This is a genomic window from Caballeronia sp. HLA56 (genome assembly GCF_054655155.1).
Window position 1 is genome coordinate 1,027,366 of sequence record NZ_BAAHOB010000005.1, and the last position, 26,165, is coordinate 1,053,530.

Sequence of the window (26,165 nt, forward strand, 5' to 3'; positions counted from 1 at the left end):
GAGTGAGACAAAGGAGCTCCGATGGTTTCTCCGCATTCGCAACTCAAGAAGGTCACCGACCGCGTGATCGAACGCAGCAAGTCCACCCGTTCGGCCTATCTGGCGCGCATCGACGCCGCGCGCGGCAAGTTTCCGGCGCGCGGCGCGTTGTCGTGCGCCAATCTCGCGCACGGCTTCGCGGGTCTCGAAGGGCAGGAAAAGTTCGCGATCAAGGCGGTGCGCGAGCCGAACATCGGCATTGTGTCTTCTTATAACGAAATGCTGTCGGCGCACGCGCCGTACAAGAGCTTCCCCGACATCATCAAGCAGGCGGCTCAGCAGCACGGCGGTATTGCGCAATTCGCGGGCGGCGTGCCGGCCATGTGCGACGGCATCACGCAGGGCAACGCTGGCATGGAGTTGTCGCTGTTCTCGCGCGAAGTCATCGCCATGAGCACGGCCGTGGCGCTCACGCACAACATGTTCGATGCCGCCTTGTGCCTCGGCGTATGCGACAAGATCGTGCCGGGTCTCGCCATCGGCGCGCTGCAGTTCGGACATCTGCCGACCATCTTCGTGCCCGCCGGTCCGATGACGAGCGGCCTCACCAACGACGACAAAGCGAAGGTTCGTCAGGAGTTCGCGACGGGCAAATGCAACCGCGACGCATTGCTCGAAGCGGAAGCGGCGGCTTATCACGGTCACGGCACATGCACGTTTTACGGCACGGCGAACAGCAATCAGATGCTGATGGAAGTGATGGGCCTGCATCTGCCGAGCGCTGCGTTCGTGCATCCGCATACGCCGTTGCGCGATGCACTTACCGCCGAGGCCGCGCGTCGCGTACTGGATATCACGCTCGAACGCGGCCACTACACGCCGATTGGCCACGTCGTCGATGAGAAAGCGATCATCAACGGCATCGTTGCGTTGCTGGCGACGGGCGGCTCCACGAATCACACGCTGCATCTGGTGGCGATTGCGCGCGCGGCGGGGATCATCATCGACTGGAACGACTTCGATCAACTGTCGCAGGTCGTGCCGTTACTCGCGAAGATCTATCCGAACGGCAAGGCCGACGTGAACCATTTTCACGCGGCGGGCGGCGTTGCGTTCCTCGTGCGCAATCTGCTCGAAGGCGGCTTGCTGCATGAGGACGTGCAGACGGTCGTCGGTCATGGGCTGTCGCATTACACGAAGGAGCCGAAGCTCATCGACGGCAAGCTCCAATGGGTCGACGGCGCTAAAGAAAGTCATGACAGCAAGGTGCTGCGTAGCATTGGCGAGCCGTTTCAGCCGGATGGCGGTTTGCGGCTCATGCAAGGCAAACTCGGGCGGGGTGTGATCAAGATCTCGGCGGTTGCGCCTGAACATCGCGTGGTGAAGGCGCCGGCTATCGTGTTCAATTCGCAGGAAGAAGTGCAGGAGGCGTTCGACAGGGGCGAGCTCAAGCGCGATTTCGTGGCGGTCGTGCGCTTTCAGGGCGCGCGCGCGAATGGCATGCCGGAGTTGCATCGATTGACGCCGTTGCTTGGCGTGTTGCAGGATCAGGGCTTCCATGTGGCGCTCGTGACCGATGGGCGCATGTCGGGCGCATCGGGCAAGGTGCCCGCTGTGATCCACATATCGCCTGAAGCGTTGTTGCATGGTCCGATCGGCAAGGTGCGCACGGGCGATATGATCGTGATCGATGCACCGGCGGGCGTGCTCGACGTCGATATCGATGCCGATGAATGGGCGGCGCGCGAAGTGGAGGCGCCGCTGCATCAGGCGCAAAACGAGGCGGGCTTCGGGCGTGAGCTGTTCGGCGTGTTCCGTCACGCGGCGTTGCCGGCGGAAGAGGGCGCGTCGGTGTTTGGCGCGCTGCTTGACGCCGCGTCTGCTCCGTCGCACCGCTCGCCCGATGTCGTGAAGGCGCACGCGACACATTGAGTCAAAGGCCGTTGCTGCCTGAAACAAACCTCGCGGCTTGGCCGTTAGACAACGGCGCCGCATCAAACACCAGGAGTCGTATCACATGAAAACGGTAAGCGAAATCGTCCGTCTTGGTCCTGTCATTCCTGTTCTTGCCTTCGATTCGGTCGAGCAGGGCGAGCACGTCTCGCGCGCGCTGCACGCTGGCGGCGTGAAGGTGTTGGAGATTACTTTGCGCACGGCCGCGGGTATCGCGGCAATCGAACGCGCGAGTCAGCTTGCGGACGATATCGTCGTGGGCGTCGGCACGATCACGAAACCCGAGCATTGTGCACAGGCAAAGAAGGCGGGTGCGCAATTCGGTGTGTCACCCGGCTTGACGCGAGACATGCATAAGGCTGCGCAAGATGCGGGCTTGCCATTGCTGCCTGGCGTGATGACCCCGAGCGACATCATTACGGCGATGGAACTTGGATATGAAATCGTGAAGTTTTTCCCGGCGCAGCAGGCGGGTGGAATTCCGATGCTGCAGGCTTTCCATGGGCCGTTTCCGAATTTGAAGTTCTGTCCGACGGGCGGGATTACTGCCGAGACGGCGACGAGCTTCTTGGCGCAGCCGAATGTGGTTTGCGTGGGCGGGTCTTGGTTGACGCCGAAGGCTGCGCTGGCTGCGCAGAATTGGGAGGAGGTTACGAGGCTGGCGCGGGCGGCTACGGAGTTGGCGGCGCAGGGGTGAGTTGCTGGGCTAAAGAGGTGTGATTTCTCTCGCGCATGAGCTTGTCCTTGGAGGCGCGTCCTTTGTACGAAGGTGACGTGCCCTGAGCCGAGCTCGCGTTTCGTGGTGGAACTCGCTTATCGAGCCCTTTTCCGATCTAGTCGGTTCTTGTCGGCCCTCATCTTCGACGTGACGCTTCAAATATCGACTTCTACTTTTGTGCGTCACGCCCGTTCTGCACACACCCTTGATGGCGGTGACGTAGGACCCAAGAGCTCATCCTTCAAAATGCTTATGGGTTCTTCAACAAAGTTCGGCTGACACTGACGAGTTAAGCGTTGTGTCGTGTTGAGTAAGAGTTCAGCACTTGGTCGTCGACGTTTTTAGTCTTATCCGTCAGAACCAACGGCTCGAGCAAGCCGTCGCTGAGTGGCTCCGCACCACTGGCTGCATCACGGCAAGATGCAGACGACGTGTGAATTAACATTTTAATCGATGCTTCTAAGTTGAATTTGAGCATCTTGAAAATTGAAATCTACTCAACGTGCGAAACGGCCCGATGGTTTCGTTTGTTGAGCGATTTGGTTCGAACCAATACTGTTCGCCAATTTATTAAAACAGGCCGAGACAGGTGTGGATTGGAATAAATAGTTTCTGCGAATTTTATCCGCTATGCGCCGTCAGATAATTGAAATCGTGATCCGCCAACACGAATTTTTTGTAGTCTATAAAAGATGTGAGCTAAGACGAAAATGATTGGTTTTCGCACTAGTGATGGCTGCAAGCAGAGTGACAGAGAAATGAACTTGACCGAAGAAGGTTGAACCAGAAGTGATTGCTTCTGTAAAACTCGATATTTGCTGACGCTTGCAAACGAGCAACGAGCAACGAGCAACGAGCAACGAGCAACGAGCAACGAGCAACGAGCAACGAGCGACAAGCGACAAGCGACAAGCGACAAGCAACTTACGACGTGAAGCGAAATCGGCAGGTTTCAACACCTAGTGCGCCTTCTCTTCTTCCTAAGCGGAACAGGTACACATGGCTCGATGTATTGGTCGACCGCACCTCGACGCTATAGAGTGACGGAGGCCACCGAACTGCACTGGGCCGGCGTCGGTGCGCGCATTCGTGCATTTTCATTCGTCGCAATCAAAACGCTGCTAATGCAATGCTTGCAACGCGTATCTCGTTCATGAGCGAGTCGGCGAATCTTGCCGACATGGTGGGCGCGGACATCGAGGCAGTGCGGCGTGGCATAGGATCGTGCCGTCAAGACGAGCCTCAGTGATACAAAGCGAGACATCGTTACGAACTGTGGCGACGCTTTCTTGCGCCGATCTTCCGCACGCTCTTTTGAGCAAAATGCCCCGAAACTTCTTGGCTTTTCCACCGAAAGCGGTCGGACGTTTTAGCCTGCCGGACTGCCTTTCAGCGTTGGCAGACTAGAACCCTGGCACCGTCATAGGACGACTCTCATAAAACGTCAGGTTCACTGGGAATTTCAGGTGTTCTTCTATATATTTGACCAAGGAATCCGCTTTTTGTCCTCCGGCAAAAACGCTTGATTACGGTCTCTCCTGCTTCCCATCAGCGTTTGGCAAATGGCAACGCGTGCTTCTTTGGGCACGGCAGTCTCTCAAACGCAAAGCCAACAGCGCAGCGTTTCAATTTTTGAAAATGCGCTCCGTCATTTTAGGGATAACAACTAATGACAATCCGCATTGGAATTTCTGTCGTAACGCATCAAGGACAGAACATCTGGCAGAACGGGCTTGGGCAAAATGTCATCTTCTTGGCGGAAGCTCTCCAACGGTTACCGTTCGTAGAAAGCGTTTCGTTGATTGATGTTGGCGATCAAAACGCGATGCCGCCGCAAGTCGATCTGTCGTCAAGAAAGGTGCGCATCATGCGCGCAGCGGATGCAACCAATCTTGTCGATGTGATTTTCGAGATGGGCGGCGCGCTGGATACCCAGTGGCTTGATCTAATGCGCGCACGCGGCAAGAAGGTGGTTTATTACTGCTGCGGGCAGCCCTACGTTGGTCTCATTGAGGCGCCTGTTTTCGATAAACCGGTTCACGTCATGCGGCCGGACCGCTATGACGAAATCTGGTTGATGCCGAAAGATCGATTGTCAATCCCCATGATGCGTACGCTCCACCGTTGCGACGTTCATCTTGTGCCATTCATCTGGCATCCGCAGTTTCTCGAACAACGCATTGCCGAAGTAAGCGAACACGGACTCCATTTCGGATATCAGCGTCGGAGCGGAACTTCATTGGAAGATCCACCACATGCGCAGGGCTTTCGTGTCGCAATGTTCGAGCCGAACATTTCAGTTGTGAAGACGTCGAGCATTCCGATGTTGGTATGCGAAGAAGCTTATCGAGCCGTACCTTCGAGCGTGTCGCACATGCATGTGCTCAACTCGCTGCACATGAAGGATCATCCGACGCTCGTGCAAATGGCGAATTCGCTCAACATCGTGAAAGACAGCAAGGCAACATTTCACGGTCGAAATGATATTGCAGGCTTCATGGCGCAGTACGCAGATGCCGTCGTCTCTCATCAATGGGGAAACGACCAGAATTATCTTTATCTCGACGTGTTGTATGGCGGCTATCCGCTGGTGCACAACTCGCCTTGGCTCGACGCGGGCTACTACTACCCGGATTTCAACGCGCAAGAGGGCGGCCGGCAACTCTTATTGGCTGCTCGCGAACACGACGCATCGCTAGCTGACTATCGCGCACGAGCCCAGCGTGTAATCGACTCGGTCAATCCGTTTCAACAAGCAAATCTCGATAGTTTTGCCAATCGGTTGCTGCACCTCTGCAACCACAGCACTGTGAAGCTCGGCGTATGAACAAGCAAACAAAACCCCGCATGCCGGAGCGGTTGAATGTCGGCGTTTCCATTTTTATCCGAAAAGGCGAGCAGTCGCTCTGGGAGAACGGCATTTTCCAGAACTGCCTGTATCTCGTCATGCTGCTAAAGCGTTCTCCGCGCGTAAAAGCCACTTATTTGGTGACGGGGGGCGGCGATGGTGGCCCGGAGGACGCCAAGCGTTTCTTGGTCGATTCGCCGGCACCGCTCATCGACATGGAAACAGCCATGACGAAGCTCGACGTAATGATTGAGATGAGCGCCCAGCTCAATAAGGAATGGTCGATCAAGTTTCGAGACGGCGGCGGAAAGATCATTACGATGCGCGTGGGTAATGACTACGTCATTGACATCGAGCGAATGGTCTTCAACCTGCAACACGCGCTGCTTATCTCGGGTGCGCCGTATGACGAGGTTTGGACGCTCCCGGAATACGAGCGCAGTTGTGCGCCATACTTCGAGACGCTCTTCCGTGCGCCCGTGAAGCTGATGCCGCAGGCTTGAGCACGACCAATAGCGCGGTCAATAGTCTTTCTACCGGGCTGAGCACCACCAACATCGCGGTCAACAGCCTTTCTTCGGGCTTCAGTACTGTCAATGGCAGTGTGAACTTGATGTCGTCGTCCGTGAGCTCCTTGTCCACCGGACTGAGCACGACGAATAGCGCGGTGACGAGCCTTTCCACCGGCGTCAGCACGGTGGGCAGCAAGGTTGACAGTATCTCCACCGGATTGAGCACCACGAGCAGTCGAGTGGACACGCTATCGACAGGCATGAGCTCGCTTTCGAGTTCCATCTCGACTGGCGCCAGCTCGTTGTCGACGGTTCTCGACACCACGAATAGTGCGGTGAGCAGCCTGTCTTCCGGCCTGAGCACCACGAACAGCTCGGTCGACAGCCTGTCGACAGGTTTTAGCACGACCTCAAGCGCGGTTAATGGTCTGGCGACGACGGTCACTTCGTTGTCGACCGGTTTGAGCTCCACCAACGGCGCGGTGAGCAGCCTGTCCACTGGTCTGAGTTCGACCAATAGCTCGGTCAGCACGTTGTCGACAAGCCTGTCCACGGGTGTTGATTCGCTCTCAACAGGCGTCAGCTCGTTGTCCACGTCGTCTTCGACGGCGATGAGTTCGTTGTCCACGGGTATCGACTCCATTTCGACGTCTTCGTCAACGGCCATCACCTCGCTGTCGACCGGTGTTGACTCGCTCTCGACGGGTGTCAATTCGCTGTCGACGTCGTCTTCAACGACGATCAATTCGATGTCCACGGGCGTGGATTCCTTGTCGACGGGCATGTCCTCGCTCTCGACAGGTGTGTCCTCGCTCTCGACGGGCTTCAGTTCGCTCTCCACGTCGATCTCAACGACCGTCAACTCGATGTCGACCACTGTGAACTCACTGTCGACGGGCATCGACTCGATGTCGACGACCGTGAGCACTGCGATGACCGACGTCACGAGCATCTCGACGGCCATGAGCACTGCCGCGAACGGGGGTGGCATCAAGTACTTCCATGCCAACTCCGTCTTGATCGACTCGTCGGCAACGGGCAAGAACTCGATCGCAATCGGCGGCAACGCCGTGGCGACGGCCGACAACGCGGTGGCTTTGGCTACCAACGCTGTCGCCGACCAGGCGAACACAGTGTCGTTCGGCAACAGCACGGACAAGCTGCGTATTACAAACATCGCGAACGGTATTGCTGACAGTGACGTCGCAACGGTTGGTCAGTTGAAGGATTCTGGCCTCTACGGCAATCAAACCGCGAAGACGGCCGCAACGTTCGACACGGATGCCAACGGCAACACCGACTACAGCAACATCACGCTGAGCGGCGCCCAAGGCACGCAGATCCATGGCGTTCAAGCAGGTGTCGCTCCGACCGACTTGGCCAATAAGGCGCAGCTCGACGCGCTGGCCAGTTCCATCCAGAACGTCACCGCGAGTGCGAATCCGCTCTTTGCGGCTGATGGCGACCGCACGACCGAAGCGGCCGTGGCTAGCGGTCCGCACGCTGTAGCAAGCGGCGCGAACGCACAAGCCACGGGCATGAGCACCACCGCAATGGGCACGAATGCCCTTGCGAGCGGGAACTACGCAACGGCGATCGGCGCAGGCAGCCAGGCTACGGCGGACAACTCCGTTGCCTTGGGTGCAAGTTCCGTGGCGGATCGTGCTCAGACGGTGTCGGTTGGTGCGGTGGGAAGTGAGCGTCAGATCACCAACGTCGCGGCTGGTACGCAAGACACGGATATGGTCAACGTGAACCAGTTGAACGACGCGGTCGCGCAATCCAACAGCTACACGGACGGTGCGGTTGCCGGGATGCAAAGCCAGGTCAACAACATCGGTCGCACTGCCTACTCGGGTATTGCAGCGGCTACGGCTCTGGCCATGGTCCCGCACATCGATCAGGACAAGGATATGTCCGTCGGTGTGGGTGGCGCCGCGTATCAGGGTTATGCGGCGGCTGCCGTCGCGATGAACCTGCGCGTCACGCAGAACCTCGTGTTGCAGGCGGGTGCGGGTACGAGCCGCAATGGCACCGTGTACAGCGCCAACGCTTCGTACCGGTGGTAAAGCAAGCTTCCTGACGTGAAAGTCAGGAAGCAAAGCCTGGGCATTCGCGTAGTCGCGCGTTTGCCCAGGCGCTCGATTCAAGCAACCATCAATTACCCGGCAGTTACAAGATGTTCAAGTATCTTATTTCCATCATCTCCGCAGCGGCAATGTTGTCTGCATGCACCACCGACACAGGCATGGCCTATACGGCTCGAAAGGTGAACATCGCAAATCAGGGCGAAGCCTATCGTGTCACATGCTCCGGTCTGTTCGAGTCGCAGAAGTCGTGCATGAGCGCGGCGACAAAGATTTGCCAGGATCGCCAAGTGGTTCTGGTGCAGGCAGTCGACGGTCTGCAAGGCAATCAAGGCCGTAACGATCCGCGTGAGATCACCTTCACCTGCGGTTCTGCCGCATCGACCGCGCATCCTGCGTACTGATTCAAGCTGTTCGAATTAGCGCGAAGCAATTTGCACGAAAGAGCCGACTCTCAACAAGTCGGCTTTTTTCACATTCAAGCGACGGCGCGCGCATCCAAATTCAGCTTTATGTTGTCCTTCGACCGCTTTACGGACGACTTTTCCGCTTACCAGTAAAATCCCGATTCTTCGGCGCGGTGCACGCGCTTGCCTGTTGCTTCTTTGCAGCGACGGCAAACGCACGCATAGCGCCAAAAACCTCAACAAAATCAAAGGAGGCGTCATGCCGGCCGTTCACGGGAGCATGCTCCTGCTCTATGCGGTAATCGCGATCGCGGTTCTGATCCTGATGATCGCGCGTTATAAGGTTTACCCGTTTCTCGTTCTGATCATCGTGTCCGTGCTGCTCGCGCTTGCGGTCGGCATGCCGATGGACAAGATCGTCAAGGCGTTCGAGACCGGCAACGGCAATACGCTCGGGCATATTGCCATCGTCGTGGGTCTCGGTACGATGCTCGGCAAAATGATGGCGGAATCCGGCGGCGCCGAGCGCGTCGCCAATACCCTGATCAATGTCTTCGGCGAAAAGAACATTCACTGGGCGATGATGGTCGTGGCGATCATCGTGGGCTTGCCGGTGTTCTTCGAGGTGGGTTTCGTGCTGCTGATTCCGATCGCGTTCAATGTCGCCAAACGCACGGGCAAATCCTTGCTGCTGATCGGTCTGCCGATGGTCGCCGGCCTTTCGGTCGTGCACGGTCTGATTCCGCCGCACCCGGCCGCGTTGCTCGCGGTGCAGGCGTATCACGCCGATATCGGCAGGACGATTGCATATGGTCTGATCGTCGGGATTCCGACCGCCATTGTCGCCGGGCCGCTTTTCGCGCTCATGATCCACAAGTACATCAAGCTGCCGGACGCCAACGCGCTGGCCGACCAGTTCATCAGCAAGCATGGCGACACGGAAAAAAAGCGCGATCTGCCGAGCTTCGGCATTACGCTCTTCACCATTCTGTTGCCGGTGATTCTCATGCTCGTCGGTAGTTGGGCTGACTTGGTCTTCACGCCGAAGACGCTGCCCAACGACCTGCTACGCTTCGTCGGTCAGTCCGACATGGCGCTTCTGATTGCCGTGCTGGTCAGTTTCTGGACTTTCGGTGCGGCGCGCGGCTTCAATCGCGATCAGATCCAGAAGTTCTGCGGCGAATGTCTTGCGCCGATCGCGGGCATCACGCTGATCGTGGGCGCGGGCGGAGGTTTCGGCAATATCCTGCGTGAGAGCGGCATTTCTCAGCAGATCGTCGCCACGGCTTCGCAAGCGAATCTTTCGCCCTTGCTGCTCGGCTGGTTCGTCGCCGCGCTGATTCGCCTGGCCACCGGCTCGGCGACTGTCGCCATGACGACCGCTTGCGGTATCGTGGCGCCGATTGCAGCGGCGGCAGGCGGTCACGTCAGTCCCGAGTTGCTGGTACTTGCTACCGGCTCTGGCTCGCTGATCTTCTCGCACGTGAACGATGGCGGCTTCTGGCTGATCAAAGAGTATTTCGGGATGACGGTCGGACAGACGTTCAAGACCTGGTCGTTGCTCGAAACGCTGATTTCCCTGATGGGTTTAGGTTTGACCTTCGCGCTCGCGGCGGTCGTGTAAGGAGATTTTGATGATTCTCATCGCGATGGGCGTCTCGGGCGCCGGCAAAACCCGCATCGGCGAAATGCTGGCGGAACGCCTGCAATGCCCGTTCACTGACGGCGACGCGTTCCACAGCGCCGCCAACAAGGAAAAGATGCACAAGGGCATCCCGCTGACGGACGACGACCGCTGGCCGTGGCTCAAGACGATCCGCGCGGCGATCGAAGAGAAAAAGCGCGCGGGCGAAACGGCGGTGTTCACGTGCTCGTCGTTGAAGCGCTCGTATCGCGACATCTTGCGCGATGGCGACAAGGACGTCGTTTTTGTCTATCTGCAAGGCACGTTCGACGTGTTGAAGGAGCGCCTGCAAACGCGCACAGGCCACTTCTTCGAGCCGTCGCTGTTGCAAAGCCAGCTCGATACGCTCGAGGAGCCGGGCGAAGACGAGGCGATCATCGAGAGTATTGAACTCACGCCTGAGCAGATCGTGGATAACGTGATCGAGAAGCTCAAGACGCGCTGAGTCAGGAGCGATAGGCATCAAAAAAGGCCCCGCGTGTTCAAGCGCGGGGCCTTTTTTTATGAAGCGAGCAAGTGCGGAAGGGCCGGCTCAAGCGGCCCAATCGAACGTCAAGCGATTCGCTTCGCCAGCTCGACCGCCTTGCCGATATACGAACCCGGCGTCATGTCGAGCAGCAACTGCTTCGCATCCGCGGGAATCGCGAGACCATTGATGAACGTCTGCAAGCCTTCGCGCGTAATGCCTTTGCCGCGCGTCAGTTCCTTCAGTTGCTCATACGGATTCTCGATGCCGAAACGGCGCATTACCGTTTGCACGGGCTCGGCGAGCACTTCCCAGCAATTGTCGAGATCTTCGTTCAGGCGCGCCGCGTTCACCTCGAGCTTGTCCAGACCGCGGATCAGCGCGTCGTAGGAGAGCAGCGAGTAGCCGAACGCCACGCCGATATTGCGCAGCACCGTCGAATCGGTGAGGTCGCGCTGCCAGCGCGAAATCGGCAGCTTGTCGGAAAGATGGCGCAGCGTCGCGTTCGCTAGGCCGAGATTGCCTTCCGAGTTTTCGAAGTCGATTGGATTGACCTTGTGCGGCATCGTCGATGAACCAATCTCGCCCGCCTTCGTGCGCTGCTTGAAGTAGCCAAGCGAGATATAGCCCCACACGTCGCGATCGAGGTCGAGCAGAATCGTGTTCGCGCGCGCGACGGCATCGAACAGTTCGGCCATGTAGTCGTGCGGCTCGATCTGGATCGTGTACGGATTGAACGTGAGCTTCAAACGGTTTTCGACGACATCCTTCGAAAACGCTTCCCAGTCGAACTCCGGATACGCTGACAGATGCGCGTTGTAATTGCCGACCGCGCCGTTCATCTTGCCAAGCAGCGGCACCTCGACGATACGTTCGATGGCGCACGACAGACGCGCCGCCACGTTGGCGATTTCCTTGCCGAGCGTCGTCGGGCTCGCGGGCTGGCCGTGCGTGCGCGAGAGCATTGGCTGTTCGGCGTGTGCGTGCGCGAGCTTCACCAGGCGCTCGTGCACCGAGCGCAGCGCGGGCACGATCACATGTTCGCGCGCGCCGGCGAGCATGAGCCCGTGCGACGTGTTGTTGATATCTTCCGACGTACACGCGAAGTGAATGAACTCGCTCGCGCGTTCCAGTTCCGGCTGACCCTTGACCGATTCCTTCAGCCAGTATTCGACTGCCTTCACATCATGATTCGTGACGCGCTCGATGTCCTTGATGCGCGCCGCGTCGTGCGCCGTGAAGCGCTCGGCCAAGCTCAGCAGAAATTGCTCGGATGCCTCGGAAAAGCGCGGCACTTCGGCGAAGCCCGCACGCGACAGCGCGATCAGCCAATGAATTTCGACCGTCACGCGGTGACGCATGAATGCGGCCTCGGAGAGCCATTCGCGCAGGGCTTCGGTCTTGGAGGCGTAGCGACCGTCGAGCGGCGAAAGCGCGGTGAGCGCGAAGAGGGTATCGGGACGGGTATCGGACATGATGGCTTGGCGTGTCAGCTTCTGCTTGCGGCTGGAAGGAAAAGACGGCAGAACTGCGCATTTTACCATCGGATGCGTCCCAATCCCGGCGCGCCTCAGGCTTGGGCGCGCAATTCCCGGTCGAGCGCGTCGAGTTGCGCGGGCGTGCCGACGTTCTCCCAGCGGCCTACGTACAACTCGCCGGTGGCGCGTTTCCCCACGATGGTCTCGCGGTAATACGGCGTCAGCGCGCGGCGCGTACCCGGAGTCAGGTCATGGAACATGCGCGTGTCGTAGAGACCGATGTTGCCGAACGTATGGCGCGGCGCGCCGTCGATGGCGAGCAGCCCGTCTTCGCGCAACGCAAAGTCGCCGTTTGGATGGAAGGGCGGATTGGGCACCATCACGAGATGCATGCCGGGCGTATCGCGCGATGCGAGCTTGTCGGCGCGCTCACCGAGCGACGCGTAGTCGAACTCGCAGAACACATCGCCGCTCACCGCGATAAACACGCCGCGCCCGATCAGATGCAGCGCCTGCGCGATTCCACCCGCCGTTTCCAGCGCGTCGGTCTCGGCGGAATAGCGCAACTCGACGCCCCAGCGCGAACCGTCGCCGAGCGCGTCTTCGATCTGCTCGCCGAGCCACGCGTGATTGATGACGATGGTTTGGATGCCCGCCGCCGCGAGCCGCTCGATCTGCCAGACGATCAACGGCTTGCCGCCGACTTCAAGCAGCGGCTTCGGGCAGGAATCGGTGAGCGGGCGCATGCGTTCGCCGCGGCCGGCGGCGAAGATCATCGCCGTGTTGAGGGTTTGACTCATGGCCGCTCAGAACGTATAGCCGACTTCGATCGCGCGGCCTTCCCACTGATCGAGCAGCCGCGCGAAGGGGAAGAGCGGCGCGTAGCGTTCGGCCACCTTGCGCGCGTAGCCGATGAAGCGCGGCAAGTCCGCCAGATAGTGCGACTTGCCATCGCGATAATGAATGCGCGCGAACAGCCCGAGCACCTTGATGTGCCGCTGCAGGCCCATCCACTCGACCTGACGATAGAACTCGCCGAAGTCCGCATCGACCGGAAGGCCGGCCTTTCGCGCGCGTTCCCAGTAGTACACGATGCAGTCGAGCTGAAACTCCTCGTCCCAGCTGATGAACGCGTCGCGCATGAGCGATGCGATGTCGTACGCAATCGGCCCGTACACCGCGTCCTGAAAATCCAGCACGCCGGGGTTCGGCTCCGCGACCATCAGATTGCGCGGCATGAAGTCGCGCAGCATGAAAGTGCGCGGTTGCGCGAGCGCGCTTTTGACGAGCAGATCGAAGGTCTTGTCGAGCGTCTTGCGCTCGGCTTGTGTGACCTCGCGGCCAAGGTGACGGCCGATGAACCACTCGGGCATCAACTCCATCTCGCGACGCAGGAACGCTTCGTCGAACGGCGGGAGCACGCCTTCGCGCGAAGTCTGCTGAAAGCGGATCAGCGCGTCGATGGCGTCGCGCATGAGCCCGCGCGCGTTCTTTTCATCGAGGACGGAGATGTAGGTGGTCGTGCCGAGATCGGTCACGAGCATGAAGCCGGCCTCGAAGTCGGCTTCGAGAATCTTCGGCACATGCACGTTGGCGGTTTCGAGCAAGCCTGCCACTTGCACGAACTCACGGCATTTCTCGGGCGGCGGGGCATCGACGGCGATGAGCGTGCTGCCATGCTCCGATGCGCTCTCCAGCCTGAAGTAGCGGCGAAAGCTGGCGTCGGCCGAAGCGGGCGCGAGCGTCGCGACATCGAGCCGGTAACGATCGGTGAGGGCTTGCAGCCACGAACGAAGTTGTTCGAAGCGGGAATCGGGGGGAATGTGCGTCATAAATTCGAGAGGCAAAACATCTTGCCATATAATACCCCACGACTTTTTTAAGCGATCCGTTTCCAAGCCTGGTGCCAGGCCCGACGACTGTCCGCGTCACCGTTCGATCGAGTGTCGTCCCTGCCTGGCAACGGACCGTCCAGTTTCGACCTCGACGCATGTGCGGTCACAGCGCGGCCAAAAGCGCGGCCGCAGACTTGTCGGCATCGCGCTCAGGACGCGAACGGGATCGAACCGCCACCCATACATGCCGCCACGACAGTTTCCCGCATCGAAGATTCCAGGCGACGCTCAGCCACGCCGGCGGCGGCTCGTCGCCGCGCTTTTATCCGTTCCGGGCCTGATGCCCGCTTTCGCGCACGCTCAGCTTTTAGGACCCGCAGCCGAACCGCAGCCAATCGACGGTCCCGGCAGCCTGCGTCTCGCGCCCCAACTGGAGGAGCGCCCGCTGAAGAGCGGCCAGCAGCCAACGAGTTTTCTTCTCGGCGACAAGACCACAGGCACGTCCGACGAGGACATGGCGGCGAAAGGTTCGGCGGAAATCCGGCGCACGGTGACGGTCATCAAGGGCGATGCGCTCCATTACGACCAGGACACCGACATGGCCGATGCTTTCGGCAATGTCAGGCTCATCAACAACGGCGTGTCGTTCGTGGGTCCCGAAGCGCATTTGAAGGTGGAGGCGAACGAAGGGTTCATGACGAACCCGAAGTACCACTTCCTGCTGACGGGCGGCTCGGGCAGCGCGGAGCGCATCGATATCATCGATAACGAGCGGGCGCGTGTCGATCACGGCACCTACACGGCCTGCGCGTGCGAAACCAATCCGGCCTGGTACATCAAGGGCAGTTCGTTCGATTTCGATACCGGCGCCGAAGACGGCGTCGCGCATAACGGCGTGCTGTTCTTCCAGGGCGTGCCGGTATTCGCAAGCCCGTGGCTGTCGTTTCCGTTGACGGGCGACCGCCGCAGTGGCTTTCTGCCGCCGACTTTTTCGGTAAGTTCGAACACGGGCTTCGAACTGACGGCGCCGTACTATTTCAACATTGCGCCTAATCGCGATCTGACGGTGACACCGCGCGTCATGACGCAGCGCGGTGTGCTGATGGAAGCGACGTACCGCTATCTGTCGCCTACTTACTCCGGCTCGTTCACTGGCGACTATTTGCCGAACGATCGCGAAACGCACACGAACCGCTATGCCATCTTCTGGAAGCATTTTCAGAACTTCGGCGGCGGCTTTGCGGGTTACGTCAATTACAACAAGGTTTCGGACAGTCAGTATCCGGAAGACCTGGGCAACGCGTCGAACCAGTTCCTGAACGGCACGCAGTTGCTCTACCAGCAGGAAGCGGGTCTGACATACAGCAACGGACCGTGGTCCGTGCTTGCGCGCGAACAGCGCTGGCAGACGTTGCAGCCGTCGGTCCCGCCGTATGCGCGCGAACCGCAGTTGAACGTGCAGTACAGCAAGTTCAACGTCGGCGGTTTCGACTACGGCGCCGAAGCGGATTTCACGCGCTTCACGATCACCGAGGAAGGCGCGACCGACGGTCAGCGCATGTACTTCAACCCGTACGTGAGTTACGGGGTCAACGCGCCGGGCTACTTTGTCACGCCGAAGATTCAGTGGCACTTCGCGTCTTACGACCTGAGCCATATCGCGACCGGGCCGATTGCGGGTCAACCGCTGACGCCGGCAGGTCAGCCGAAGAACTTCACCGAATCGATCCCGACGCTCAGTTTCGACTCGGGTCTCGTGTTCGACCGCTCGGTGCGGCTTTTCGGCCAGGACTACATCCAGACGCTGGAACCGCGGCTTTACTACGTCTACACGCCGTATCACAACCAGAATTTCGCGCCGATCTTCGATACCGCCGAAGCCGACTTCGGTCTCGCCGAGATCTACACGCCGAACACGTTCGTCGGCAACGACCGGATCGCGGACGCAAACCGCATCACGGCGGGCCTCACGACGCGCTTCATCAACCCGGCGACGGGCGATGAACGTGCGCGTTTCGTCATCGCGCAGCAGTACTATTTCACGAGCCAGCGCGTCACGATCTCCGAGGATCAGCCGATCAACGAGGCCAAGCACTCGGACCTCATCGCGGGCGCGGCGATCAAGCTGGGAGCTGGTTTCGCCTCGGAAACCGCGTTCCAATATAATGTCGACAATAATCAGCTCGTGCGCTCGAGCATCGGCTTCGCGTTCAGTCCGGCCGACCGCAAGGTGATCAACGTCGGCTACCGCTACACGCGTTCCAACCAGACCACGCTCGTGAACGAGCCGATCAACCAGATCCTGGTGTCCGGCGAGTGGCCACTCACGAATCGTCTCTATGCGGTCGCTCGTGTCAATTATGATCTTGCGAGTCATCGGCTCGTCGACGGCCTCGTGGGCTTCCAGTACGATGCCGACTGCTGGGCGCTTGGTTTCGGCGCGCAACGTTACGCCAATGGCGTCAACACCAGCGGTCAGCCCTCGTCCGGCACGCGCGTGCTCGCGCAGCTTACGTTCAAGGGCCTGTCGAACGTCGACAACGGCCTCGTCAGCGCGTTCCGCGCGAGCGTCCAGGGCTACCAGCCTCCGCCGCCAGCAGCGCCGCCGCTCGCCCGCTACAGCAACTACGAGTGAGCCTCGGGGAACGCAGGCGGACAAGGCATCCTCTAACACGCAGCTAAGAAGCAGTAAGGCGGCTCGCCAGAACCGCACGAGAAGCAGCATACGAACGGGCACGACCCGTATTTGATGGAGTATCTGTGGCAAACGTGAATATGTTTCGATCGACGGTAGTTGCAACAAGCGTGATCGCTGCCGCTCTGATCCTGAGTTCGCCGGCCGGTGCGCAGGCGTTGTCGAATGGCAGCAGTGCCCAAGTCACCGATTCGGTCGTCGCGATCGTCAACGACGGCGTCATTACGCGGCGCGAACTCGAAGACCGCTCGCGCCTCATCGCGCAGCGTCTGCAACAACAGAACGCGCCTGTGCCGCCCGCTGAACAATTGCAGCAGCAGGTGCTCGATCAGATGGTGCTCGAGCGCATTCAGTTGCAGCGCGCGAAGGAAGACAACATCGTCGTCGACGACGCCACCGTGAACCGCACGCTCGAGCGTCTCGCGCAGCAAAACCAGATGACGCTCGACGTCTACCGCTCGCGCATCGAGGCGCAAGGCGTGCCTTGGGCCACCTTCACGCGCGACGCCCGCACCGAACTCACGCTTTCCAAGCTGCGCGAAAAGGAAGTGGACAGCAAGATCACCGTGTCCGACGGCGAAGTGGCGAACTACATCGCCAGCCAGCGCGGTCCCGGCGCGCGCAACTCGAGCGATCTGCACCTGCAGCACATCATGTTCAAGCTGTCTTCCGACGCATCTTCCGCCGATGTCGCGAAGGTGCAGGCGCAAGCCGACGCCGTGCTTAAGCAAGCGCAAAACGGCGACGACTTCGCGAAACTTGCCAAGCAGAATTCGCAGGACACGGACGCAGGCAAGGGCGGCGACCTCGGCTTTCGCACGCCGGGCACGTTGCCGGCGGGCATCGTGTCGGCGGTGGCCACGTTGCGTCCCGGTCAGGTCGTGCCGACGCTTCTGCGCACCGACGGCGGCTTCGAGATCGTCAAGCTGGTCGAACGCCGCGCGAGCCAGGGCACCGCGGCCGATGCGCCGAAGCTCGTGCAGACGCACGTGCGTCACATTCTGCTGCGCGTGTCGGATGGCATGTCGGAACAATCCGCGCGCCAGAAGCTGCTCGACATCAAGCAGCAAGTGCTCTCGGGCGGCGATTTCGCGAACTTCGCGCGCACGTATTCGCAAGACGGTTCGGCCTCGCAAGGCGGCGATCTCGGCTGGATCAGCCCGGGCGAAACCGTGCCCGAGTTCGAACGCGCGATGAACAGCCTGCAGGACGAAGCCGTGAGCGACCCGGTGCGCAGCGAATACGGCTATCACCTGATCCAGGTGCTGGGTCGGCGCGACGCGGAAGGGTCGGCCACGCAGCAGCTCGATATCGCGCGTCAGGCCATTGGTCAGCGCAAGGCGGAACAGGCGTACTCCGACTGGCTGCGCGAACTGCGTGACACCGCCTACGTGCAGTACAAGGGCATTGCGGCGCAAGCCCAGCAGTAAGAAAGCATGAACGCCGACACCCATCCGCTCGCCCCGGCGATCACCATCGCGATCACCACGGGCGAACCGGCGGGCGTCGGTCCGGAATTGACGGCGGCCGCCTTGCAGGAAGCGCAGGCGCGCTGGCCGTTAGCGCGCTTCGTCGTGCTGGGCGACCGCGAGTTGCTCAAGGCACGCGCCGCGTCCTGGCCTGCCGCGCATGGTGGAATCGAGATCGAGCATCATGCGCTTGCCGCGCCCGCCGAGGCCGGCAAGCTGAACGCGGCCAACGGCCGTTACGTGCTGAATCTGCTCGATGCAGCCATCGACGGCGCGCTCGCAGGCCGGTTCGACGCCATCGTTACCGCACCGCTGCAAAAGAGCACGATCAACGACGCCGGCGTGCCTTTCACCGGCCACACCGAATATCTCGCCGAGCGCACGCATACGCCGCAAGTCGTGATGATGCTGGCGGGCACGGGCGAGCGGCCATTACGCGTTGCGCTTGCCACCACGCATCTGCCGCTGAAGGACGTGTCCGCGGCACTGACCATCGACGGATTGGTCGAGACGCTGCGCATCATCGATCACGATCTGCGCGCGCATTTCGGCCTCGCCGCGCCGCGTATTCTCGTGACCGGGCTGAACCCGCATGCGGGCGAGAACGGTTATCTCGGCCGCGAGGAAATCGATGTCATCGCGCCCGCGCTCGAACGTGCTCGCGCGCTCGGTATCGACGCGCCGGGTCCGTATCCGGCGGATACTCTGTTTCAGCCGCGCTATCTGAAAGACGCCGATTGCGTGCTCGCGATGTTCCACGACCAGGGCTTGCCGGTACTGAAATTCGCAACCTTTGGCGAAGGCATCAATGTCACGCTGGGTTTGCCGATCATCCGCACTTCCGTCGATCACGGCACGGCGCTCGATCTCGCGGGCACGGGCCGCGCCGATGCGGGCAGCATGATCGCGGCCATCGACGCCGCCGTCACGATGGCGCGCCACAAGCACCGAGACAAGCGCGGCGTCTGAGCGTCGCGCGGTTCTTCATCCACATCAGTTTCAAAGGCGTCAGACCGATGTCCACCAGACACCAGGGCCATTTCGCGCGCAAGCGCTTCGGGCAGAACTTTCTCGTCGATCAAGGCGTGATCGATTCGATCGTCGATACGATCGCGCCGAAACACGGCGAACGCATGGTCGAAATTGGACCGGGGCTTGCCGCGCTGACCGAGCCGCTGATCGAACGGGTGGCCACGCCCGAGTCGCCGCTGCACGCAGTGGAACTCGACCGCGATTTGATCGGCCGGTTGGAAAAGCGCTTTGGCGAGCGTCTCGTCGTGCATTCCGCCGATGCGCTCGAATTCGACTTCGGCTCGCTCGCGCTGGAAGGCGACAAGCCGACGCTGCGTATCGTCGGGAATCTGCCGTACAACATTTCGAGTCCGCTCTTGTTTCACCTGACGAGCTTTGCGCCCAAGGTGATCGACCAGCACTTCATGCTGCAGGACGAAGTGGTCGATCGCATGATTGCCGAGCCCGCCAGCAAGGACTACGGCCGCCTGTCCGTGATGCTGCAATACCGCTACGTGATGGACAAGCTGATCGACGTGCCGCCCGAATCTTTCCAGCCGCCGCCGAAAGTGAATTCCGCGATCGTGCGGATGATTCCGTTCGCGCCGCACGAACTGCCCGTGGTGGATGAGGCGACCTTGAGTGAAGTCGTCAAGGCTGCTTTCGCGCAGCGTCGCAAGGTCCTGCGCAACAATCTCGGCGCGTATCGCGACCGAATCGACTTCGACGCGCTCGGCTTCGATCTCGCGCGTCGCGCCGAAGAAGTGCCGGTGGCGGAGTTCGTTGCGCTGGCACAAGCGCTCGTGCGGGCTTGAGTGTCATAGACATAGCGCGGCGCTCGAAACGTCCGAAAGCAGCCGCATGAGACGTTCGAGCCGCATGCGCTGGTCGCGGTGCAGGCCGCGCGTCGCGCTGACCTGCTGCACGCGACTGCGCCAGTACGTCTGGCCGAACAGCGAATTCGCGCCTTCCTTCGACAGGACGCGTTCCAGATGCACGATGGCGGCATCGACTGTCTGCGTGGTGTAAGGGCTCGTTGCGCTCACTTGTTCTCCTCGTTCTGTTCGTTCTTCGGCGGATGCGAGTGAGTCATTGTGCAAGCCCGCAGGGACACATCGCGTCCCGAAGAAACGCGTTCCAACGCGACGCGATTCGTTCTTTGCGGCTGCTATCATCGTCGCTCCGCGCGGTCATCGAGTACATCAAAAAGGAGGCAACGCCATGCGGTTCGTTCACGCGGCGGATATCCATCTGGACAGCCCGTTGCACGGTCTCGCCGCTTATGCGGACGCGCCCGCCGATCTCTTGCGCAACGCCACGCGCGACGCATTCACGAAACTCGTCGATGTCGCGCTCGAAGAGGCGGTGGACTTCATGGTCATCGCGGGCGATCTCTACGACGGCACCTGGCGCGACTACAACACGGGCATCTTCTTTTGCCGCGAGATGGGGCGCTTGCGACGCGCGGGCATTCCGGTTTATGTGCTCTTCGGCAATCACGACGCCGAGAGCGAGATGACGAGCCAGTTGCAGCTGCCCGACAACGTGCACACGTTTTCGAGCAGAAAGCCGCAGACCTTTCGACTCGACGCCCTGAAGGTGGCGCTGCACGGCCACAGCTTCAAGGAAAAAGCGGTCACGACGAATCTCGTCACCGCGTATCCGCAGCCGGTCGAGGGCTACTTCAACATCGGCGTGCTGCATACCGCGCTCGAAGGCAGCGCGGCGCACGCGTGTTATGCGCCGTGCTCGATCGCCGAGTTGCACGCGCGGCAATATCACTACTGGGCGCTTGGCCACGTGCACGATTTCGCCATCTGGCAAGAGGCCTCCACGATCGTGTTTCCTGGCAACTTGCAGGGCCGCAATATCCGCGAAACGGGCCGGCGCGGCGCGGTGATCGTCCACGTTTCGGAGACGGAAGAGGTGAGCGTCGAGCGGCTTTTCATCGATGTCTTGCGCTGGGAGTCCGTTATCGTCGATGCCAGCGAAGCCGTCACGCTCGATGACGTCGCGCTCGCGGTCGGACGCGCGCTCGATGCGCTCGTCGAATCCGCCGCGCAACCCGTGCCGCTCGCGGTGCGGGTGACGATCACCGGCGCGACCGAGGCGCATGGCGCGCTATTCGGTCTCGAAGCGCAACTGCGCGCCGAAGTGCTGGCGCAGATCGCGGCGATCAGCCACGACCGTCTGTGGCTGGAAAAAGTGAAGATCGCGACGCAGCCGATCGTGCATTCGAGCGCGGCGGGCGAACCGTTCGCCGGCGGCGCCGATGCGCTCGCCGACCTGCACGCCTTGTTGGTCGAAGCCGAGTCCGACCCGGAATTTCTAAGCATGTTGAAAGAGCGTTTGATCGGTCTGGCGTCGCAGGCGCCGAGCGAATTACAAAAGTCGGTGCCTGAACTCGAATACGTGCGCAACGACGATCTCGCGCGGATCGTCGCCGAAGTGCGCTCCGGTCTGATCGCCCAACTCGCGGATGCGGAATAGGCTCATGCGCATCGGCAAGCTAAAACTGATTCGCTTTGGCAAGTTCACGGATCGCGTCATCGAATTTCCGGCGGCGCCCCAGGATTTTCACTTCATCGTCGGACCGAACGAGGCGGGCAAGTCGACCATCAAGACGGCGATTGCCGAATTGCTGTTCGGCATTCCGCAGCGCTCGCCGCTCGCGTTCGTGCATCCGCAGAGCGATCTGCAACTCGGCGCAACGCTGCAACTGAACGACGAGACGCTCGCGTTTCATCGCACCAAGAGCCGCAAGGCGTCGCTTGCCAAACCCAATGGCGACGCGCTCGCCACCGATGCGCTCGCGCCCTTCATCGGCACGGCGGACAAGAGCTTCTTCGAGCAGATGTACTGTCTCGGCCACGAAGGATTGATTGCGGGCGGACGAAGCATTCTCGATGCATCGAGCGATGTCGGGCAGGTGCTGTTTCAATCGGCTGCGGGCATTGCGAGTCTCGGCGCCGTGCGACAACGCCTGGCTGAGGAAGCGGACGCGCTCTGGGCCAAGCGCAAGTCAGGCGACCGCGCGTATTACATCGGCCTCAAGCAATTCGAGGAAGCCACGAGCGAACTGAAGACGGCAAGCGTGCGCACGACGCAATGGCGCAAGACATATACGGCGGTCGATGAAGCCGAGGAGCGCGGCCGCGCGCTCGAAACGCGTCGCGCGGAACTCGAAGCGAAACGCGGCAAGCTGGAGCGGATTCGCCGCGTCGCGCCGTATTTGAACGTGTGGCGCGAGAAGGCGGCCGAGCTTGCGGAACTCGGCGAAGTCACCGATCTTCCCGCCGACGCCGAAGCTGTCTTGCAAAGCGCGCTGACACGGCTTGCATCGGCGCAAACCGCGCACGAGCTGCACGCGAAGGCGACGGCGCAACGTCAGGCGGAGCTGAACGAAATCCGTATCGACCACGCGTTGCTCGCGCTGGAAACCCGGATACGCGCGCTCGACACCACGCGTCATCGGTGCGCGCATCACGCGACCGACATCGCGCGACTCGAACACGATGTCGCCGCGCGCTTGCGCCAAGTCGCGCAGGATTGCGCGGAACTCGGCTGGCCGCAAAACGAAGCGGGCGCGCGTCAGGCGCTGCCCGGACAGCTTGCGTTGCAGACGGTCACGAGCCTGATGCGCGAACGCGGCACGTTGGAGACGGCGGCGCGCAATGCGGCGCGCTCGGTCGATGAGACGCTCGGCCAGATCGGGACATTGAAGGCGCGACTTGGCGGCATCGCCGAGGGCGAGGTCTCGCAGGAGTTGCGTCGCGCGCTGCGGCAGGCGCAGAAGTATCGCGAAACGGGCGCGGCGCAAGACCGTCTCGGCGACGCGCGCCGCGAAGCCGCGCAAGCGCTCGAAGCGGGCCTTGCATCGCTTGGCCAATGGTCGCGGCCAATTGCCGAACTGCAAGCGATGAACTTGCCGTCGATCGAGCGTATCGCCATCTTGCGCAGCGAGCGGCAGGAGTTCGCGCTTCGGCTGACGCGCGCCGCCGATCGCATGAACGAAGCGCACGACGCGCTGCACGCCACGCAAGCCGAACTCGCCGATTTCACGCAGACGCATGATGTCGTCACGGGCGATCAGGTTCGCGGTGCTCGCAAGACGCGCGATACCGCGTGGCACGCGCTCAAGAGTGGCGCGACGCCGCTCGATTCGGGCGCGCCGCTTTTCGAGACGGCGATGCACACCGCCGATGACCTTGCGGACCGCAGACTCGATTCCATCGGACAAGCCACGCAGTTCAGCGCGTTGCAGCGTCGCGTGGCGGTCGATCAGGAAACGCTCGCACGAAGGCAACGCAGCGCGGACGAAGCCGCAAAAGCGCTCGCGGACGTCGATGCGGCGTGGCACGCGCTCGCATCACAAAGTCAGATCGCGGAGATGGCGCTCGACGACGTCCCTTCATGGCTCACGCGTCGCGAGCACGTAATCGAGGCGGCGCGCACGCTTGCCCGGCGCGCGGAAGAGTTCGAGCGCGAAAGCGCCGAAGCGGCCACGCGCCATGAAGACCTCGCGCGGCATTTGCCGTTGGCGGAAGCCACCGCCGACTTTGACGCGCTCTGCGACGCCGCCGAAGCGCATATCGGCGCCATCGACGAAGCGGTGATCGAGCGGCGTCATATCGCCGGGCAACTCGACGAAGCGCAAGCGGAACTGGTCACGCGGCAGAACACGGCCAAGGCCGCTGCGCTTGCCTTCGAGCGATGGCAAGCCGAATGGTCGCAAGCCGCGGCGAAAGCGGGCGTGGCGGTCGCGGCGGACTCGCAGGCGGCGGCCGAATTGGCCATTGGTATCGTCCACAAGATCGGCGAACAGCTCGTGCAGATCGACGCCATTCGCCACGGACAGATCGACGCCATGCGCGCGGCGCTCGCCTCGTTCGAGTCCAATGCAAGGCAGCTCGCGCTTGAACTCGATGGCACGAACCATGTGCGTGAGCCCGGCGCAATCGCGGCCGAACTCTCGGCGCGGCTCGATACCGCGTGCGCGGCGCGTGCCGATGCCGAGCGTCTGAAGAAGGAACTGGCATCGGCGAGCGAGCAGGTGAGCCGGGCCGAGGCGGGCGTCGAGGAAGCGAAGTCGGCGCTGCGTCCGCTTTACGAGCGGGCCCGCGTGGACAGCGCGGAGTTGCTCGCGCCGCTCATCGGCAAGTCGCAGAAGAGGCGCGCGTTGCTCGCCGCGATCGATGCCGCGCGCGATGCGCTGATCAAAGGTGGCGACGGCCTCGCGCTCGACGTTCTGATCGCGGAAGTGGAGGGCGCGGACCTGTCCGGTCTGCACGGCGAACTGTCGCTGATCGGCGCGGCGCTCGGCGATTCCGTGAAGGCATCGAGCGAACTGGCGACGGAGCTCGATGCCGCGCGCCGCGAACTCAACGCGATCTCGGGCGAAGGCAACGCCGCGCGCGCCGAAGCGAAGCGGCAGGAAGCGCTATCCGTCATGGCCGATGCCGCCGAGCGCTTCGTCAAGGTGGAGACGGCATCGACGCTCCTGAAGTGGGCGATCGACCGATACCGCGAACGCCGTCAAGGCCCGATGCTCACGCGCGCAAGCACGATTTTCTCGGAGCTCACGCTCGGCGCGTTCTCGCGGCTCGCCGTGGATTACGACCGCCAGCCGATGGCGCTCGCCGCCATTCGCGAGAGCGGCGAACACGTCGAGATCACCGGCATGAGCGAAGGCACGCGCGATCAGCTTTATCTCGCGCTGCGTCTGGCTGCGTTGGAGGAGCATGCCGAGAAGGCGTCGCCGCTACCGTTCGTGGCCGACGATCTCTTCATCAATTTCGACGACGGCCGCGCGCGCGCCGGCCTGCGCGTCTTGAGCGCAATCGCGATGCACACGCAGGTGATTTTTTTGAGCCATCACGATCATCTCGTGGACATGGTGCGCGAAGTGTTCGGACCGAAGGTCAACGTGCACTTCATGCGCTAGGCGGTTTCACTCGCACGTGCGTACCGAGCCGCGAGCTTGCGGAAGTCGTCCGCGAATTCGTCTCGCAGCGTTTGCGGCGCGAGAATCTCGACGCCCGCGCCGAGCGCGCGCAGCCACCAGCGCAGCTTGAGGCTCGGCGTCACCGTGCCGGTCACCTTCATGCGGCCGTCGGGCAGCATGTCGATGTGCTGATCTTTCGACATCGGCGACTCGCGTAGCTGGTTGCCCGAACTGCCTTCGAACGCGAGTGCGAGGCGCACGGGCGGCTCGGGCAGAAAGTCGAAGACCTGCTGCGTCTCGATGTACTTGCGCAGCTTGAAGTCTTCGGGATACGTGAAGGACTCGCCTGACTCGGACACCGAACGAATGCGGTCCAGCCTGTACAGCGCGCGCACCCATTCCTTTTCGCCTTTTTCCGGGCGCGGCGCACGGCCCGGGTCCTGCGCGACCATGTACATCACGCCAGCGGATTCGACGAGCGCGAGCGGCCAGAGCGTCCTGGTTTTTGGCGCGTCGCCTTGCTCGCCTTTGTACGCGGCGCGGTACTGCACGAGCAGTTCGCGCTCGAAGAAAGTCGCTGTCGCCACGGCCTGAAAGATGTCCGGACGCAGCTTCGGACGAATCAGCGTGAAGGCGCCATCGACGGAATCGATCTTGTCCGCCCACGCGCGGTAGATGCGGCTGTCCGCCTTTTCCTGCGAGAGCCGCGCTTCGGCTGCCTTGAAGAGCGGGTCGATGTCGCGCGTGACAGCGTTCGGTAGCTTGTTGCCGGCAAAGCGCTGCAGGATGTGAAACGCCACCGCTTCCGATGCGCTCATCAAGCCGACGCCTTCCTGCAGACCATGCAGCCATGGCTTGCGTTGCCAGAGCAGTTCGCGGCCATTTTGCATCGACATGACGCGCGATTCGGCTTCGAGCGCGGTGAGATGCCGCTGCACTTTTTTCGTGTATCCAACGCGATGCCCGCGCTCTTCGAGACGACGGCGAATTTCGGGTGTGGAGAGCCACGCGAGCGCGTCGCGTTCGGTTGGCAGCACGCGGAGAATGGCTTCGTCGAGGCTCGAGGTCATGACGGTGCG

At 61.3% G+C, this 26,165-nt stretch carries 20 protein-coding genes and 1 pseudogene; 15 read left to right on the top strand and 6 right to left on the bottom strand.

Going from position 1 to position 26,165, the window contains the following annotated elements:
- Positions 1-21 precede the first annotated feature (21 nt).
- The 5 genes and pseudogenes from edd to ACYQ47_RS24390 all read left to right on the top strand — a co-directional run bounded on the left by edd (position 22) and on the right by ACYQ47_RS24390 (position 6,001).
- Positions 22-1,911 (top strand): phosphogluconate dehydratase, encoded by a 1,890-nt coding sequence (edd, locus tag ACYQ47_RS24370; protein ID WP_459907309.1) that lies wholly within the window; start codon positions 22-24, stop codon positions 1,909-1,911.
- A gap of 85 nt (positions 1,912-1,996) precedes the next feature.
- A complete protein-coding gene (gene eda, locus ACYQ47_RS24375; RefSeq protein WP_250526237.1) occupies positions 1,997-2,629 on the top strand; it encodes a bifunctional 4-hydroxy-2-oxoglutarate aldolase/2-dehydro-3-deoxy-phosphogluconate aldolase in 633 nt (210 codons plus the stop codon).
- A 1,138-nt stretch (positions 2,630-3,767) separates the two neighbouring features.
- Positions 3,768-3,875: pseudogene (locus tag ACYQ47_RS24380) on the top strand (hypothetical protein); the annotation flags it as partial.
- Between the two features lie 444 nt (positions 3,876-4,319).
- Positions 4,320-5,477, top strand: coding sequence for a DUF2827 domain-containing protein (locus ACYQ47_RS24385; protein ID WP_459907311.1), 1,158 nt, complete (start codon positions 4,320-4,322; stop codon positions 5,475-5,477).
- On the top strand, positions 5,474-6,001 hold the full coding sequence (locus ACYQ47_RS24390) for a DUF2827 family protein (RefSeq protein ID WP_459907313.1): 528 nt from the start codon (positions 5,474-5,476) through the stop codon (positions 5,999-6,001). Before ACYQ47_RS24385 ends, ACYQ47_RS24390 begins: the two co-directional genes overlap by 4 nt.
- Here the strand turns inward: ACYQ47_RS24390 and ACYQ47_RS24395 are convergent.
- Positions 5,886-7,001, bottom strand: a complete 1,116-nt coding sequence (locus tag ACYQ47_RS24395) for a hypothetical protein (protein ID WP_459907315.1) — start codon at positions 6,999-7,001, stop codon at positions 5,886-5,888. The two genes, ACYQ47_RS24390 and ACYQ47_RS24395, sit on opposite strands and share 116 nt — an antisense overlap.
- On the opposite strand from ACYQ47_RS24395, the gene ACYQ47_RS24400 reads away from it, so the two are divergent.
- The 4 genes from ACYQ47_RS24400 (at position 6,973) to ACYQ47_RS24415 (ending at position 10,633) form a co-directional block, all read left to right on the top strand.
- Positions 6,973-8,079, top strand: a complete 1,107-nt coding sequence (locus ACYQ47_RS24400) for a YadA family autotransporter adhesin (protein WP_459907317.1) — start codon at positions 6,973-6,975, stop codon at positions 8,077-8,079. The two genes, ACYQ47_RS24395 and ACYQ47_RS24400, sit on opposite strands and share 29 nt — an antisense overlap.
- A 110-nt stretch (positions 8,080-8,189) precedes the next feature.
- Positions 8,190-8,501 carry a hypothetical protein gene (locus ACYQ47_RS24405; RefSeq protein WP_459907319.1) on the top strand — a complete coding sequence of 104 codons (312 nt, stop codon included), beginning with the start codon at positions 8,190-8,192 and terminating at the stop codon, positions 8,499-8,501.
- A 262-nt stretch (positions 8,502-8,763) separates the two neighbouring features.
- On the top strand, positions 8,764-10,128 hold the full coding sequence (locus ACYQ47_RS24410) for a GntP family permease (protein WP_244826209.1): 1,365 nt from the start codon (positions 8,764-8,766) through the stop codon (positions 10,126-10,128).
- A 10-nt stretch (positions 10,129-10,138) separates the two neighbouring features.
- A complete protein-coding gene (locus ACYQ47_RS24415; protein WP_244826208.1) occupies positions 10,139-10,633 on the top strand; it encodes a gluconokinase in 495 nt (164 codons plus the stop codon).
- A 107-nt stretch (positions 10,634-10,740) separates the two neighbouring features.
- Here ACYQ47_RS24415 and purB read toward each other — a convergent pair whose 3' ends face one another.
- From purB to ACYQ47_RS24430, 3 genes are all read right to left on the bottom strand, one after another.
- Positions 10,741-12,129 carry an adenylosuccinate lyase gene (purB, locus tag ACYQ47_RS24420; protein ID WP_459907322.1) on the bottom strand — a complete coding sequence of 463 codons (1,389 nt, stop codon included), beginning with the start codon at positions 12,127-12,129 and terminating at the stop codon, positions 10,741-10,743.
- 95 nt (positions 12,130-12,224) lie between these two features.
- Positions 12,225-12,932, bottom strand: a complete 708-nt coding sequence (gene murU / locus ACYQ47_RS24425; RefSeq protein WP_309844336.1) for an N-acetylmuramate alpha-1-phosphate uridylyltransferase MurU — start codon at positions 12,930-12,932, stop codon at positions 12,225-12,227.
- Positions 12,933-12,938: 6 nt separating this feature from the next.
- Positions 12,939-13,964 (bottom strand): aminoglycoside phosphotransferase family protein, encoded by a 1,026-nt coding sequence (locus ACYQ47_RS24430; protein WP_459907324.1) that lies wholly within the window; start codon positions 13,962-13,964, stop codon positions 12,939-12,941.
- 247 nt (positions 13,965-14,211) lie between these two features.
- On the opposite strand from ACYQ47_RS24430, the gene ACYQ47_RS24435 reads away from it, so the two are divergent.
- The 4 genes from ACYQ47_RS24435 (at position 14,212) to rsmA (ending at position 19,957) form a co-directional block, all read left to right on the top strand.
- On the top strand, positions 14,212-16,602 hold the full coding sequence (locus tag ACYQ47_RS24435) for an LPS-assembly protein LptD (protein ID WP_459907326.1): 2,391 nt from the start codon (positions 14,212-14,214) through the stop codon (positions 16,600-16,602).
- A gap of 125 nt (positions 16,603-16,727) precedes the next feature.
- Entirely contained in the window at positions 16,728-18,092 is a 1,365-nt protein-coding gene (locus ACYQ47_RS24440) for a peptidylprolyl isomerase (RefSeq protein WP_409014962.1), read from the top strand.
- Between the two features lie 6 nt (positions 18,093-18,098).
- Positions 18,099-19,100, top strand: coding sequence for a 4-hydroxythreonine-4-phosphate dehydrogenase PdxA (gene pdxA, locus ACYQ47_RS24445; RefSeq protein WP_459907328.1), 1,002 nt, complete (start codon positions 18,099-18,101; stop codon positions 19,098-19,100).
- A gap of 47 nt (positions 19,101-19,147) precedes the next feature.
- Positions 19,148-19,957, top strand: coding sequence for a 16S rRNA (adenine(1518)-N(6)/adenine(1519)-N(6))-dimethyltransferase RsmA (gene rsmA / locus ACYQ47_RS24450; RefSeq protein WP_250492708.1), 810 nt, complete (start codon positions 19,148-19,150; stop codon positions 19,955-19,957).
- 3 nt (positions 19,958-19,960) lie between these two features.
- Here the strand turns inward: rsmA and ACYQ47_RS24455 are convergent, their stop codons facing one another.
- Positions 19,961-20,188, bottom strand: coding sequence for a hypothetical protein (locus tag ACYQ47_RS24455; RefSeq protein WP_244826201.1), 228 nt, complete (start codon positions 20,186-20,188; stop codon positions 19,961-19,963).
- Between the two features lie 175 nt (positions 20,189-20,363).
- Here ACYQ47_RS24455 and ACYQ47_RS24460 point away from each other — a divergent pair, with 175 nt between their 5' ends.
- Positions 20,364-21,632, top strand: a complete 1,269-nt coding sequence (locus ACYQ47_RS24460; RefSeq protein ID WP_459907330.1) for a metallophosphoesterase family protein — start codon at positions 20,364-20,366, stop codon at positions 21,630-21,632.
- 4 nt (positions 21,633-21,636) lie between these two features.
- The gene (locus ACYQ47_RS24465) at positions 21,637-25,086 is read left to right on the top strand and encodes an ATP-binding protein (protein WP_459907332.1); all 3,450 of its coding nucleotides are present in this window, start codon (positions 21,637-21,639) and stop codon (positions 25,084-25,086) included.
- Here the strand turns inward: ACYQ47_RS24465 and ACYQ47_RS24470 are convergent.
- Positions 25,083-26,156, bottom strand: a complete 1,074-nt coding sequence (locus ACYQ47_RS24470) for a helix-turn-helix transcriptional regulator (protein ID WP_459907334.1) — start codon at positions 26,154-26,156, stop codon at positions 25,083-25,085. The two genes, ACYQ47_RS24465 and ACYQ47_RS24470, sit on opposite strands and share 4 nt — an antisense overlap.
- Positions 26,157-26,165: the final 9 nt, after the last annotated feature.

Bases quoted from the DNA above. Each gene is read 5' to 3' on its own strand.
- ACYQ47_RS24395 (WP_459907315.1), bottom strand. From the start codon at position 7,001: ATGCCACCCCCGTTCGCGGCAGTGCTCATGGCCGTCGAGATGCTCGTG.
- pdxA (WP_459907328.1), top strand. From the start codon at position 18,099: ATGAACGCCGACACCCATCCGCTCGCCCCGGCGATCACCATCGCGATC.
- eda (WP_250526237.1), top strand. From the start codon at position 1,997: ATGAAAACGGTAAGCGAAATCGTCCGTCTTGGTCCTGTCATTCCTGTT.
- ACYQ47_RS24405 (WP_459907319.1), top strand. From the start codon at position 8,190: ATGTTCAAGTATCTTATTTCCATCATCTCCGCAGCGGCAATGTTGTCT.
- ACYQ47_RS24385 (WP_459907311.1), top strand. From the start codon at position 4,320: ATGACAATCCGCATTGGAATTTCTGTCGTAACGCATCAAGGACAGAAC.
- murU (WP_309844336.1), bottom strand. From the start codon at position 12,932: ATGAGTCAAACCCTCAACACGGCGATGATCTTCGCCGCCGGCCGCGGC.
- edd (WP_459907309.1), top strand. From the start codon at position 22: ATGGTTTCTCCGCATTCGCAACTCAAGAAGGTCACCGACCGCGTGATC.
- ACYQ47_RS24430 (WP_459907324.1), bottom strand. From the start codon at position 13,964: ATGACGCACATTCCCCCCGATTCCCGCTTCGAACAACTTCGTTCGTGG.
- ACYQ47_RS24415 (WP_244826208.1), top strand. From the start codon at position 10,139: ATGATTCTCATCGCGATGGGCGTCTCGGGCGCCGGCAAAACCCGCATC.
- ACYQ47_RS24435 (WP_459907326.1), top strand. From the start codon at position 14,212: ATGCCGCCACGACAGTTTCCCGCATCGAAGATTCCAGGCGACGCTCAG.
- ACYQ47_RS24410 (WP_244826209.1), top strand. From the start codon at position 8,764: ATGCCGGCCGTTCACGGGAGCATGCTCCTGCTCTATGCGGTAATCGCG.
- ACYQ47_RS24400 (WP_459907317.1), top strand. From the start codon at position 6,973: ATGAGCACTGCCGCGAACGGGGGTGGCATCAAGTACTTCCATGCCAAC.
- ACYQ47_RS24465 (WP_459907332.1), top strand. From the start codon at position 21,637: ATGCGCATCGGCAAGCTAAAACTGATTCGCTTTGGCAAGTTCACGGAT.
- purB (WP_459907322.1), bottom strand. From the start codon at position 12,129: ATGTCCGATACCCGTCCCGATACCCTCTTCGCGCTCACCGCGCTTTCG.
- ACYQ47_RS24390 (WP_459907313.1), top strand. From the start codon at position 5,474: ATGAACAAGCAAACAAAACCCCGCATGCCGGAGCGGTTGAATGTCGGC.
- ACYQ47_RS24470 (WP_459907334.1), bottom strand. From the start codon at position 26,156: ATGACCTCGAGCCTCGACGAAGCCATTCTCCGCGTGCTGCCAACCGAA.
- rsmA (WP_250492708.1), top strand. From the start codon at position 19,148: ATGTCCACCAGACACCAGGGCCATTTCGCGCGCAAGCGCTTCGGGCAG.
- ACYQ47_RS24460 (WP_459907330.1), top strand. From the start codon at position 20,364: ATGCGGTTCGTTCACGCGGCGGATATCCATCTGGACAGCCCGTTGCAC.